Genomic DNA, 12,756 nt, shown 5'->3' on the forward strand with positions numbered 1-12,756 from the left:
CGCTCATCTTTCCATCCAACTTCGTCGAATCCACATGAGCTATCAGGTACTTGCGCGAAAATGGCGTCCCCAGGCTTTTGCTGATGTTGTCGGTCAGGAACATGTTCTGACCGCGCTGGCGAATGGATTGTCTCTGGGACGCATCCATCATGCTTATCTCTTCTCCGGCACCCGCGGCGTCGGGAAAACCACCATTGCGCGTCTGCTGGCCAAAGGCCTTAACTGCGAAACCGGTATCACCGCGACCCCCTGTGGTCAGTGTGACAACTGCCGGGAAATCGAGCAGGGCCGCTTTGTCGATCTGATCGAGATTGACGCCGCATCACGCACCAAAGTTGAAGACACCCGCGATCTGCTCGACAACGTGCAATACGCCCCGGCGCGTGGCCGCTTCAAAGTCTATCTGATCGATGAAGTGCACATGCTGTCGCGTCACAGCTTCAATGCGCTGTTAAAGACGCTGGAAGAGCCGCCTTCACACGTTAAGTTTTTACTGGCCACGACCGATCCGCAGAAACTGCCGGTGACCATCCTCTCGCGCTGTCTGCAGTTTCACCTCAAGGCGCTGGATGTCGATCAAATCCGTCAGCAGCTTGAGCATGTCCTGAAGCAGGAGCAGATTGAGAGTGAAAACCGTGCGCTGCAACTCCTGGCACGGGCTGCCGATGGCAGTATGCGCGATGCGCTGAGCCTCACTGACCAGGCCATTGCCATGGGGCAGGGGGCGGTGACCAGCAGCACGGTCAGCGTCATGCTTGGCACGCTGGATGATGAGCAGCCGCTGGGGCTGCTGGAGGCGCTGGTCGAGGGTGACGGTCAGCAGGTGATGAACCTGCTGAGTCAGGCGGCGTCTCGCGGCGTCGAGTGGGAGGCGCTGCTGGTAGAAATGCTGCGCCTGCTGCATCAGATTGCGATGGTGCAACTGCTGCCCGCCTCACTCAACGATGATGACGAGAGCAGCGCGCTTCGTTTGCGGGAACTGGCCCGGGTGGTGCCGCCCGCCGATCTGCAGCTCTACTATCAGACCCTGCTGATGGGGCGCAAGGATCTGCCGATTGCGCCCGACCGCCGCATGGGGGTGGAGATGACGCTGCTGCGTGCACTGGCGTTTCATCCGAAAGCCGCGGTGGCGGAACCCATTGCGCGTCCCGCATTAACCGAGCAGATGTCACCAGTAGCCCCGGCACAGCGATCGGCTGCGGGATCGACATCAGCGGCACCAGCCGCCCGACAACCAGCCACGCCGTCACCGGCCGCTGCGACACCGCCGCAGACGGCACAGCCACAGCCGCAGCCAGCCGTAACCCCGCAGCCGGTTGCCGCGCAGCCACAGATGGCGGCACCCGACGCGGAGCCACCGCGTTCGCCGCCGCCCGATGCCGCACCGGACAGCGCGCTGTCGAGTTCCACCAGCCAGCTCCTGCAGGCGCGCACTCAGTTGCTGCGTCAGGGAGCGAACAAACCAAAAAAGAGTGAGCCGGCGGCGCCAGGTGCGCGGCCGGCCAACTCCGCGCTGGAGCGGCTGGCTTCCGTTACCGAGCGCAGTCAGCAGCGGATCCGCGATCGCGAGCCTGCCGCGCCGGTAAAAGAGGAAGCGTACCGCTGGAAGGCGGTAAATCAGACGGAGGAAGTGGCGGAGCCGGTGGCGACGCCAAAGGCCTTGCGTTCTGCGCTGGAGCATGAGAAAACCCCTGAGCTGGCGGCGCGTCTGGCGGAAGAGGCGCAGCAGCGCGATCCCTGGGCCGCAGAAATCGCTCTCCTGCCGCTGCCGAAGCTGGTTCAGCAGCTGGCCTTAAACGCGTGGAAAGAGGTGACCGAAAGCGGCGTCTGCCTGCATCTGCGCAGCAGCCAGCGGCATCTTAATTCAGCGTCGGCGCAGCAGGTGTTAAGCGAGGCGCTGAGTCAGCACGCCGGGCAGAGAGTTGAACTCTCGGTAGTTGAAGACGATAATTCATCGGTGTTGACGCCACTGGAGTGGCGTCAGGCCATTTACGAAGAGAAACTGGCGCAGGCGCGTCAGTCGATCACCTGTGATACCCACATCCAGACGCTACAGCGATTTTTCGATGCCGATCTGGATGAGGAGAGTATCCGACCTGTTTGAACACGCTGCTGCTATCGTCACGATAGCGTTGTAGCCTTAGCTGAGAGAGAAAACTATGTTTGGTGGTAAAGGCGGATTGGGCAACCTGATGAAACAGGCCCAGCAGATGCAGGACAAAATGGCCAAAGTTCAGGAAGAGATCGCCGCGCTTGAAGTGACCGGTGAGTCCGGTGCTGGCCTGGTAAAAGTCACCATTAACGGCGCGCACAACTGCCGTCGCGTGGAAATCGATCCCAGCCTGCTGGAAGATGACAAAGACATGCTGGAAGATCTGGTTGCGGCAGCGTTCAACGATGCTGCACGTCGCATTGACGAAACCCAGAAAGAGAAGATGGCTTCTGTCTCTTCAGGCATGCAGCTGCCGCCAGGCTTTAAGATGCCATTCTGATGCAAACCAGCCCACTGCTTGAATCATTGATGGAGTCGCTGCGCTGTCTGCCCGGCGTGGGGCCGAAGTCGGCTCAGCGCATGGCGTTTCAGCTGCTGCAGCGCGATCGCAGCGGGGGCATGCGGCTGGCACAGGCGCTGACCCGGGCGATGTCGGAAATTGGTCACTGTGCCGATTGCCGCACCTTCACCGAGCAGGAAATCTGCACGATCTGCGCCAACCCACGGCGTCAGCAGAACGGTCAGATTTGCGTGGTGGAAAGCCCGGCGGATATCCACGCCATTGAGCAGACCGGCCAGTTTGGCGGTCGCTACTTTGTCCTGATGGGCCATCTCTCGCCGCTCGACGGGATCGGTCCGGCCGACATCGGTCTGGATCGTCTGGAGCAGCGTCTGGAGAGTGAAACCCTGCAGGAAGTGATCCTCGCCACCAACCCGACGGTGGAAGGTGAGGCGACCGCGAACTATATCGCGGAGCTTTGTGGCCAGTATGGCGTCAGCGCCAGCCGAATCGCGCACGGCGTGCCGGTGGGCGGTGAGCTGGAGATGGTCGATGGCACCACGCTCTCCCATTCACTGGCGGGTCGCCAGAAGTTTAAATTTTAATCACTTGCCGGTGTTGTGACAGACACCGGCTTGAAAATCCCCCCGTCATCCCCACATCAACCTCAACGTTTGTTCAACCTGTTTTGTTGAGGTAGCAATGACCATGAAAGGACAAGAGACCCGTGGCTTTCAGTCGGAAGTAAAACAACTTCTGCACCTGATGATCCATTCTCTCTATTCAAACAAAGAGATTTTCCTGCGTGAGCTGATCTCCAACGCCTCGGATGCGGCAGACAAACTGCGCTTCCGCGCCCTGTCAGATTCCAGCCTGTATGAAGGTGATGGCGAGCTGCACGTTCGTCTCTCTGTTGATAAGGACAACCGTACCCTGACGCTGAGCGACAACGGTATCGGTATGCGTCGTGATGAGGTGATTGAGAACCTCGGGACTATCGCCAAATCAGGCACCAAATCTTTCCTTGAATCCCTGGGTTCTGACCAGGCGAAAGACAGCCAGCTGATCGGTCAGTTTGGTGTGGGCTTCTACTCCGCTTTTATTGTGGCGGATAAAGTGACCGTGCGCACCCGTGCCGCGGGCGCCTCAGCCGATGAAGGGGTTTTCTGGGAGTCAGCAGGCGAGGGTGAATATACCCTGGCGGAGATTGAGAAAGCCGACCGCGGCACCGAGATCACCCTGCATCTGCGCGAAGGCGAAGATGAGTTCCTGGATGTCTGGCGCGTTCGCAACATCATCAGCAAGTACTCCGATCACATCGCGCTGCCGGTTGAGATCGAAAGCAAAGATGAAGAGAGCGACACGACGCACTGGGAGAAGATCAACAAAGCCCAGGCGCTGTGGACCCGCAACAAATCTGACATCAGCGATGAAGAGTACAACGAGTTCTACAAGCACATCGCCCACGACTTCAGCGATCCGGTCGCGTGGAGCCACAATCGGGTGGAAGGTAAGCAGGAATATACCAGCCTGCTCTACATTCCGGCGCGCGCGCCGTTCGATATGTGGAACCGCGATCAGAAGCATGGCCTGAAACTCTATGTGCAGCGCGTCTTTATCATGGATGACGCTGAGCAGTTTATGCCGAACTACCTGCGCTTTGTACGTGGCCTGATTGACTCCAGCGATCTGCCGCTGAACGTCTCCCGTGAGATCCTGCAGGACAGCCGCGTCACGCAGAGCCTGCGCGGTGCGCTGACCAAACGTACCCTGCAGATGCTGGAAAAACTGGCGAAAGATGACAGTGAGAAGTATCAGACCTTCTGGAAAGAGTTCGGTCTGGTGCTGAAAGAGGGCCCGGCAGAAGATCACGCGAATCAGGAAGCGATCGCGAAGCTGCTGCGTTTCGCGACTACCCAGAGCGACGGCGCGGCACAGACCGTTTCGCTGGAAGATTACGTCAGCCGCATGGTGGAAGGTCAGGAGAAGATTTACTACATCACTGCTGACAGCTATGCCGCTGCCAAGAGCAGCCCGCATCTGGAGCTGTTCCGCAAAAAAGGCATTGAGGTGCTGCTGCTCTCCGATCGCATCGACGAATGGATGATGAGCTACCTCACCGAGTTTGACGGGAAAACCTTCCAGTCAGTGAGCAAAGCGGACGAGTCGCTGAGCAAGCTGGCCGATGAAGAGACCGAAGAGCAGAAAGAGGCGGAAAAAGCGCTGGAGCCGTTTGTTGAGCGGGTGAAAAATCTGCTGGGTGAACGCGTGAAAGAAGTACGTCTGACTCACCGTCTGACCGACACACCCGCCATTGTCACGACCGACGCCAACGAGATGACCACGCAGATGGCGAAGCTGTTTGCTGCGGCCGGACAAGAGGTGCCGGAAGTGAAGTACCTGTTCGAAATCAACCCGGATCACCCGCTGGTGAAACGTGTTGCCGATACTCAGGATGAAGCACGCTTCGGTGAGTGGGTTGAGCTGCTGCTGGATCAGGCACTGCTGGCAGAGCGCGGCACGCTGGACGATCCAAACCAGTTTATCCGTCGCATGAATCAGCTGCTGACGGCTTAAACCCTCAGACCGCTATTTTCACCGGTCTCAGTCGGCTGATAAAGCCAAAGCAGGATGATTCTGACCGCAACGCCTGCACCCGCTGCGCAGGGGACACGGTCAGAAGAGGAAAGCGTCCCGCGCCAGGGATGGCGCGGGTCGAGCGTGTCAGGGATGACGGCTTTTGCGTCTTTCCGATCTGACCGTGTTCCCTGTGCTAACTCGATCTGACAGCAGAGCCGAGCAGGGCAGTTCAGAGCAGAGTCAACAACATCAAGCCGGTGATCATCACCGGCTTTTTTTATGGCTGTGCGGCATCCCGCAGCCAGTCCCGAAATAGGGTGATCTCGCTGTCGTCACGGCGACTCTGCTTCGTCATCATCCATGTTGCCCGATCGGTGGGAACAAAGCCGAGTGGGGCGATCAGCGATCCCTCCTCCAGCTCCCGGCGAACCAGCAGACGCGGCGCCATCAGCACGCCCAGACCACTGCGTGCCGCCTGAATAGCCAGCGTCAGCGTCTCAAAGTGCTTACCGCTGCTGAAACGGCCGCTGACCCCTGCCTTTGAGGCCCACTCTGACCAGGCGTGGAGACGGGTATCCGCATGCAGCAACGGCATTGCCGATAAATCTTCGCCCACCCGCAGCTGTGAAGCGAAATGCGGGGCGCAGAGCGGTCCGATCTCATCCTCGCTCACCAGCATCGCGTCAATATCGGGTTCAGGTGACTCGCTATGGCTGAGGATCAGCACATCCACATGCTCGCTGCGCAGTTGAGGAACCTGAGCCAGCGGCTGAAAGTGAACCTCAATCTCCGGATAGCGCTGATAGAAGCTGGAGATGCGGGGGATCAGCCATTGCGATAAAAAACTGGGGGCACAGGAGATGCGAATCTGCTGAAGCAGGCCGGTGCGGATATTTTCACAGCTGCTGCGTAATTCACTGAATGCCTGCTGACAGCTCAGCAGCAGCCGGTCGCCATGTGCCGTCAGCTTTACGCGGCCATTGGTGCGGACAAACAGCGGTTTGCCCATCCAGCTCTCCAGCTGGCGAATCTGATGGCTGATGGCACTGTGCGTGACGTGCAGATGTTCAGCCGCCACGCTGAAGCTGCTGTGCAAGGCTGCCTGATGGAAATAGTGCAGCGCTCTCAGTGGCGGCAGTCCGTTCATCCTTATCCCCTGTGCAAAAATCTAACAGGGATTGTCAATTTATATCATTTTAAAGTCCAGCCGCATTGGCCTACTCTACAGGACAAATTCTGGCGGGTTGACTCATCCTTATATCTGTGATTTTCCACAGCTATTCCGCCTGGCTTCACCTGCGTTCACGCCACACTATTATTCAAGCGAGACTGCCATGGCAAACGGCCCTTTATCCTATGAAACGTCTGAAGAGGCGCGTCATCGGTTGCGCCTGGCGCTGTCACGTTATTATAAACTTGAGCAGTTTGACCTCTTCTTTACCCCCTCACTGCATGTGGCTCAGGTGCTGCTCTCTCAGCTGTTTCTGCGCCAGGAGCAGACGCGCAATCAGACCCGCTACGCCTCACACTATCCGGTTACCGAACTCAGCGTTCTGCCCGCGATCCCCCTGATCGCCGGTAACATCACGCTGGTGCCGCACGTCGATTTACCGGATGGCCGGGTGCGCCCGCTGCGGGAGTGCCAGCGCCACGGCGTGACGGAAGCGAGCGAGAGCTTCGCCAGCGTGCTGCATCACAAACTGATCGACGAAGCCCGTCTGTTTGTGACCCGACTGGACAGGCATGCGGAGATCTGCGGCGATCTGGTGCTGGTGGCGCTAAGAACGCACGACTTCAGCACCCTGGTACGCAGTGAACTGCGTCTGTTTGAACAGGGGCTGACGCTGCCCGCCATCGACGAGGCGCTGCATCGCCTCAACGATCCGCAGTGGCGGCCTTACAATGCCGCCACCGTCGATGCGCTTTCACTTTCAGGGCCGCTGTCGCTCAACTCCAGCCATCAGCCCGGTCTGCCCTTTGCCAGCTTTACGCTCCCGGCACCGCTGTTCGCCAGGCTGTCGGACGCCGATGACGTGGTGAAGTGGCCGCAGCAGGCGCGGCTGCAGCTGAATGCCAACGTGCGCGGCAGCGGTAAAAAAAGCGTGAATATGACCCATTATCTGAGCCGCCGGCTGCAGTATTTGCTCGGCACCGGCATGAAATCTGAAAAAGCGTCAGGCAGACCAGCCGGGTCTGGTTTCGCGCCATAAAGCCAGTAAAGTAGCCCTGAGCGATCCGCGCCCTTCCTTGTGATGAGCGGATCATAATGGTATGTTCTTCGCCTTCAAGATAGATCAATGCGATTCGCAAGGGGATTTACGCAATGCGTATTATTCTGCTCGGAGCTCCGGGCGCAGGTAAGGGGACTCAGGCCCAATTCATCATGGAGAAGTACGGCATTCCGCAGATCTCCACTGGCGACATGTTGCGTGCAGCAGTGAAAGCAGGCAGCGAGTTGGGCAACCAGGCGAAAGCCATCATGGATGCTGGCAAACTGGTGACCGATGAGCTGGTGATTGCGCTGGTTAAAGAGCGTATCACCCAGGAAGATTGCAAAAAAGGTTTCCTGCTGGACGGTTTCCCGCGCACCATTCCTCAGGCGGATGCAATGAAAGAAGCCGGGATCACCGTTGATCACGTGCTGGAGTTCGCTGTACCGGACGAACTGATCGTCGAACGTATCGTGGGTCGTCGCGTGCATGCGCCGTCAGGCCGCGTCTATCACGTCACCTTCAATCCACCGAAAGTGGAAGGCAAAGATGATGTGACTGGTGAAGAGCTCACCACGCGCAAAGACGATCAGGAAGAGACCGTGCGTAAGCGTCTGGTGGAATACCATGAGATGACCGCGCCGCTGATTGCTTACTACAGCAAAGAAGCGGAAGCGGGCAACACCGCCTATCACAAAATCGACGGCACCCGTAAGGTGTCCGAAGTGAGTGCTGAGCTGGCTAAGATTCTGGGCTAAGCTCACCGGGGCCGGGATTACCGGCCCCTTTTGCAGTAATTGCTTTTACCTCCCACTAATTCCGCTACAATTTCCCTGTTTTCACGCATCCCCGTTGTTATCAAGGAACTCCAATGAGGCAAGATAAGCCCGGCGTGTTACTGGTTAATTTAGGTACGCCAGACGCCCCTACCACACCTGCTGTTAAACGTTATCTGAAACAGTTTTTAAGCGATCCTCGCGTGGTCGATGCGCCGCGCTGGCTCTGGTGGCCGGTTCTCAATGCCGTCATTCTGCCGTTTCGCTCACCGCGTGTATCGAAGCTCTACGCTTCGGTCTGGATGGAAGGGGGATCGCCGTTGCTGGTCTATAGCCAGCGTCAGCGCGACGCCCTGGCGGCCCGCGTCGATATGCCGGTTGAACTGGGTATGAGCTACGGCAATCCCAGCCTGAAAAGCGCCGTGGATAAGCTGATGGCGCAGGGCGTGACCCGCCTGATTGTGCTGCCGCTCTATCCGCAATTCTCCTGCTCCACCGTGGCGGCGGTGTGGGATGGCCTGACCAGCGTCTTCAGAGCGTATCGCTCATTGCCTGAGGTGCAGTTTATCCGCGACTACGCCGAGCATCCGGCCTATATCGCCGCGCTGAAAGCCTCTGTCGAGCAATCCTTTGCGCGGCACGGCCAGCCCGATCTGCTGGTGTTATCCTTCCACGGCATTCCGCAGCGCTTTGCCAACGAAGGTGATGACTATCCGCAGCGCTGCGCGGATACCACAGCGGCCCTGGTGAAAGCGCTCGGCCTGCGTGAGGATCAGTACATGATGACCTTCCAGTCGCGTTTTGGCCGTGAGCCCTGGCTGATGCCCTACACCGACAAAACGATGGAAAGCCTGCCTGCGAAGGGGATTAAACATGTTCAGGTGATGAGCCCGGGCTTCTCGTCAGACTGCCTGGAGACGCTGGAGGAGATCAGTGGTGAAAACTGCGAAATCTTCATGCACGCCGGCGGCGAAAAGTTTGAGTACATTCCCGCACTGAACGCCGATGACGCGCACATCGACATGATGGTGCAACTGGTCAACGCACGTCGTTAAAGCAGAGGCGGAGAGTGTGATATCATTCTCCGCCTGTTTTTCCAGACGGCACTCCCGATGAAATTTCCCGGCAAACGCAAATCTAAACACTACTTTCCCGTCAGCGCACGCGATCCCCTGTTACAGCCGACTCAGACCGACGTTGATGCGGGCAGCTGGGTGGTGGGTATCGACCAGACGCTGGTGGATATCGAAGCAAAAGTCGATGATGCTTTTCTGTCACGATACGGCCTGAGTGCCGGGCACTCACTGGTCATCGACAATGATGTCGCGGAAGCGCTGTACAGCGAGCTGATGCGTGACGGGCTCATCACCCATCAGTTTGCCGGTGGCACCATCGGTAACACGCTGCATAACTTTTCGGTGCTGGCCGATGATCGCTCGGTCCTGCTGGGCGTGATGTGTAACAACATCCAGATTGGCGGCTACGCCTATCGCTATCTCTGCAACACCTCAAGCCGGGTAGATCTCAACTTCCTTCAGGGAGTGGATGGCGCGATCGGTCGCTGCTTCACGCTGATTGGCGAGCATGGCGAGCGCACCTTTGCTATCAGCCCCGGTCAGATGAATCAGCTTCATCCGGATAGTGTGCCGGAAGACGTAATTGCCGGGGCCTCGGCGCTGGTTCTCACCTCCTATCTGGTGCGCTGTGCCGAGGGTGAGCCGATGCCGCAGGCGACGCTGCGCGCGATTGAGTATGCCAAACGCCATCATGTGCCGGTGGTGCTGACGCTGGGCACCAAACATGTGATTGGCGACAACCCTCAGTTCTGGCGTGACTTCCTGCGTGACCATGTCAGCATCGTGGCGATGAATGAAGAGGAAGCGCTGGCACTGACCGGGGAGTCCGATCCGCTGCTCGCCGCGGATATGGCGCTGGAGTGGGTGGATCTGGTGCTCTGTACCGCTGGCCCAATCGGGCTCTATATGGCGGGGTACACCGAGGAAGAGTTCAAACGCAAAACCAACCATCCGCTGCTGCCTGGCGCGATTGCGGAGTTCAATCAGTATGAGTTCAGCCGGGTGATGCGCCAGCAGGATTGCCAGCAGCCGCTGCGTGTCTTCTCGCACATCGCGCCTTATATGGGCGGCCCGGAGAAGATCATGAACACCAATGGCGCGGGGGATGGGGCGCTGGCGGCGTTACTGCATGATATTACCGCCAACACCTATCACAGTCTGAATGTGCCCAACTCCAGTAAACATGCACGTCCTTATCTGACCTACTCGTCGCTGGCGCAGGTGTGTAAGTACGCCAACCGTGTCAGCTATCAGGTGCTGAACCAGCATTCGCCGCGTTTAACCCGCGGACTGCCGGAACGCGAGGACAGCCTGGAAGAGTCCTACTGGGATCGGTAAAGCGGGTCGCGACAGGATATAAAAAAGGCCCTTCTGAACAGCAGGGCCTTAAATGACTGTCAGCGTCTGGCTCGTTTAGCGGTGAGATCGGGCCTGCTTAGGGAACACGGTCAGATCGGAAAGTCGCTTAAGCCATCCCTGGCCGCTCGGCCCGCACCATCCTTGGTGCGGGACGCTTTCCTCCTCTGACCATGTTCTCTGCGCGTTGAGTTTATTCGTTGCTGTAAAATTCACCCTGAATGGGATATGTCAGTAATTTGCCGGGACTTGTTAAACAGGCTTCAGCGCACTACATCACAGGGCTGTAAATCCTCGCCCTGCGTCATCTCATCCTGCAGGATCTGCAGCATGCTGCTGGCGATCTCACGCTCACCCATCACGACGCGGGATGCCCCGCGTTCCATGATGTATTCCACTTCATCGTCGTAGTGGGCGCGGGCGATAATCTCAATGTTCTGGTGTTTTTCACGCGCGGCGGTGACCACTTCACCCGCCTCATAGCCATTCGGGATCGTGAGTAACAGCCAGCGGGCGCAGTCCAGTCGTGCCAGTTCCATGGTTTCAGCGCGGGCCGCGTTGCCCAGCACCGCTTTGATACCCTGCTCGCGCAGCGCTTCGACCCGCGGACGGGAGTTTTCAACCACCACCAGTGGCACATTCGCCTCCAGCAGCTTCTGACCAATCAGGCTGCCCACCCGGCCATAACCAACAATCACCGCGTGATTGCAGAAATCGACCGGAATCTGCTTCTCTTCTTCGATGGCCTCTTCCAGCGTCTGCTCTTCCATGGTTTCGGTTTTCGCCAGAAAACGCTCCAGCAGGGTAAACAGAATCGGGTTGAGCATAATCGACAGAATAGCGGCGGCCAGCACCAGGTTGCGCCCCTCATCGCTGAGCAGGCCGAGTGAGATACCCAGACCCGCCAGGATAAAGGCGAACTCACCGATCTGCGCCAGACTGACCGAAATGGTCAGCGCCGTGCGACGCGAATGGCCGAGCAGTGACACCAGCAGCCAGGCGGCGACTGACTTGCCGACCACAATAATCACCAGAGCACCCAGCACGGCCAGCGGCTGCGTTACCAGAATGGAAGGGTCAAACAGCATCCCCACCGAGACGAAGAACAGCACCGCAAAGGCATCGCGCAGCGGCAGGGTATCGCGTGCCGCGCGGTGGCTCAGTTCGGACTCGTTGAGCACCATACCGGCGAAAAACGCACCCAGCGCAAACGAGACATCGAAAAATTCAACCGCGCCAAACGCGATACCCAGCGCCAGGGCTAACACGGCCAGGGTAAAAAGTTCACGTGAACCGGTCGCCGCACTGCGGGCGAGGATCCAGGGCACAGCCCGGCGTCCCACGACCATCATCAGCACCATAAAGGCCGCCACTTTGCCGATGGTCCACAGCAGATCCCAGGCCAGCAGGCCGGCGCTGGCGTTGCCCTGTTCCATCATGCCGGCAATCGCAGGCAGCAGCACCAGCGTCAGCACCATCACCAGATCTTCAACAATCAGCCAGCCAATCGCAATCTGCCCGCGCTGGCTATCGATCAGCTGTCGCTCCTCTAGCGCGCGCAGCAACACCACGGTACTGGCGGTAGAGAGGCAGAGGCCAAAGACCAGGCCGGTCATCCATGACCAGCCCAGCGTCCAGGACAATCCCATTCCCAGTAAGGTCGCGACGGCGATCTGCGCGATGGCACCGGGAATGGCGATCGACTTTACCGACATGAGATCTTTCATTGAGAAGTGCAGGCCGACACCGAACATCAGCAGGATAACGCCGAGTTCAGCCAGTTCAGGGGCCAGGTTGGTATCGGCAACGAAACCGGGGGTAAAGGGGCCGGCCAGCACGCCGGCCATCAGGTAACCGACCAGCGGGGAGATACGCAGGCGATTCGCCAGCATCCCAAGGAGAAATGCCAGAACCAGCGCTCCGACAATGGTAGTGATCAACGGGGTGGTGTGATGCATGCCTGTCTCCTTGTATGCAAATGTATCCGCTTGTAACAAACGAGTTTAATGTAAAATCACACCTTCCGCTGAGCAATTTGCGGGAATAGCGTAAAAAAACCGGAAAAAAAGCTAATTACACAATCGGAAGGCCATTTCTGCTCATTATCGGCAATACTGGCTGAGTTTGCGGTTCAGCCAGAGCAGGATAAATAAAAATTACCATGAGTAAATGCCGGGAGTCTGACGCAAATAGCCGGTAAATGGCCTCTCAGAGCGGCTAAAACCCGTCAGCCCCTCTTTTTGCAGGAGTAAACAATCAGTTAACA

At 58.2% G+C, this 12,756-nt stretch carries 10 protein-coding genes and 1 other annotated feature; of the genes, 8 read left to right on the forward strand and 2 right to left on the reverse strand.

Annotated elements, in window-relative coordinates:
* Positions 1 to 34 precede the first annotated feature (34 nt).
* The 4 genes from dnaX (at position 35) to htpG (ending at position 5,069) form a co-directional block, all read left to right on the forward strand.
* Positions 35 to 2,104, forward strand: a complete 2,070-nt coding sequence (gene dnaX, locus CKF42_RS01680) for a DNA polymerase III subunit gamma/tau (RefSeq protein ID WP_111207338.1) — start codon at positions 35 to 37, stop codon at positions 2,102 to 2,104.
* Positions 1,446 to 1,507 (forward strand) — a sequence feature (DnaX frameshifting element). It overlaps the preceding gene by 62 nt.
* A gap of 55 nt (positions 2,105 to 2,159) precedes the next feature.
* A complete protein-coding gene (locus tag CKF42_RS01685) occupies positions 2,160 to 2,492 on the forward strand; it encodes a YbaB/EbfC family nucleoid-associated protein (protein WP_009091641.1) in 333 nt (110 codons plus the stop codon).
* Entirely contained in the window at positions 2,492 to 3,097 is a 606-nt protein-coding gene (gene recR, locus CKF42_RS01690; protein WP_046101370.1) for a recombination mediator RecR, read from the forward strand. The genes CKF42_RS01685 and recR overlap by 1 nt, the downstream gene beginning before the upstream one ends.
* A gap of 97 nt (positions 3,098 to 3,194) precedes the next feature.
* Complete coding sequence (htpG, locus tag CKF42_RS01695) at positions 3,195 to 5,069, forward strand: molecular chaperone HtpG (protein WP_033736390.1); 1,875 nt, start codon at positions 3,195 to 3,197, stop codon at positions 5,067 to 5,069.
* 280 nt (positions 5,070 to 5,349) lie between these two features.
* Here the strand turns inward: htpG and CKF42_RS01700 are convergent, their stop codons facing one another.
* Entirely contained in the window at positions 5,350 to 6,219 is an 870-nt protein-coding gene (locus CKF42_RS01700) for a LysR substrate-binding domain-containing protein (protein ID WP_009091634.1), read from the reverse strand.
* A gap of 187 nt (positions 6,220 to 6,406) precedes the next feature.
* On the opposite strand from CKF42_RS01700, the gene CKF42_RS01705 reads away from it, so the two are divergent.
* The 4 genes from CKF42_RS01705 to CKF42_RS01720 all read left to right on the forward strand — a co-directional run bounded on the left by CKF42_RS01705 (position 6,407) and on the right by CKF42_RS01720 (position 10,472).
* Positions 6,407 to 7,282 carry a DUF6024 family protein gene (locus tag CKF42_RS01705; protein WP_111207339.1) on the forward strand — a complete coding sequence of 292 codons (876 nt, stop codon included), beginning with the start codon at positions 6,407 to 6,409 and terminating at the stop codon, positions 7,280 to 7,282.
* Positions 7,283 to 7,395: 113 nt separating this feature from the next.
* Entirely contained in the window at positions 7,396 to 8,040 is a 645-nt protein-coding gene (adk, locus tag CKF42_RS01710; protein WP_111207340.1) for an adenylate kinase, read from the forward strand.
* Between the two features lie 113 nt (positions 8,041 to 8,153).
* Complete coding sequence (gene hemH / locus CKF42_RS01715; protein WP_058956355.1) at positions 8,154 to 9,113, forward strand: ferrochelatase; 960 nt, start codon at positions 8,154 to 8,156, stop codon at positions 9,111 to 9,113.
* Between the two features lie 57 nt (positions 9,114 to 9,170).
* Positions 9,171 to 10,472: an inosine/guanosine kinase gene (locus CKF42_RS01720; RefSeq protein ID WP_058956354.1), complete on the forward strand. Its 1,302-nt coding sequence runs from the start codon at positions 9,171 to 9,173 to the stop codon at positions 10,470 to 10,472.
* 281 nt (positions 10,473 to 10,753) lie between these two features.
* On the opposite strand, the gene ybaL is transcribed toward CKF42_RS01720, so the two are convergent.
* A complete protein-coding gene (gene ybaL / locus CKF42_RS01725) occupies positions 10,754 to 12,448 on the reverse strand; it encodes a YbaL family putative K(+) efflux transporter (RefSeq protein ID WP_009091623.1) in 1,695 nt (564 codons plus the stop codon).
* Positions 12,449 to 12,756 lie beyond the last annotated feature (308 nt).

The organism is Pantoea sp. ARC270 (assembly GCF_003236725.1).
Taxonomy (GTDB): domain Bacteria; phylum Pseudomonadota; class Gammaproteobacteria; order Enterobacterales; family Enterobacteriaceae; genus Pantoea; species Pantoea anthophila.

What these genes read in the sequence shown, in the direction of transcription:
- CKF42_RS01705 (WP_111207339.1), top strand. Translation starts at nt 6,407, where the DNA reads ATGGCAAACGGCCCTTTATCCTATGAAACGTCTGAAGAGGCGCGTCAT.
- ybaL (WP_009091623.1), bottom strand. Translation starts at nt 12,448, where the DNA reads ATGCATCACACCACCCCGTTGATCACTACCATTGTCGGAGCGCTGGTT.
- hemH (WP_058956355.1), top strand. Translation starts at nt 8,154, where the DNA reads ATGAGGCAAGATAAGCCCGGCGTGTTACTGGTTAATTTAGGTACGCCA.
- CKF42_RS01720 (WP_058956354.1), top strand. Translation starts at nt 9,171, where the DNA reads ATGAAATTTCCCGGCAAACGCAAATCTAAACACTACTTTCCCGTCAGC.
- CKF42_RS01700 (WP_009091634.1), bottom strand. Translation starts at nt 6,219, where the DNA reads ATGAACGGACTGCCGCCACTGAGAGCGCTGCACTATTTCCATCAGGCA.
- dnaX (WP_111207338.1), top strand. Translation starts at nt 35, where the DNA reads ATGAGCTATCAGGTACTTGCGCGAAAATGGCGTCCCCAGGCTTTTGCT.
- htpG (WP_033736390.1), top strand. Translation starts at nt 3,195, where the DNA reads ATGACCATGAAAGGACAAGAGACCCGTGGCTTTCAGTCGGAAGTAAAA.
- recR (WP_046101370.1), top strand. Translation starts at nt 2,492, where the DNA reads ATGCAAACCAGCCCACTGCTTGAATCATTGATGGAGTCGCTGCGCTGT.
- adk (WP_111207340.1), top strand. Translation starts at nt 7,396, where the DNA reads ATGCGTATTATTCTGCTCGGAGCTCCGGGCGCAGGTAAGGGGACTCAG.
- CKF42_RS01685 (WP_009091641.1), top strand. Translation starts at nt 2,160, where the DNA reads ATGTTTGGTGGTAAAGGCGGATTGGGCAACCTGATGAAACAGGCCCAG.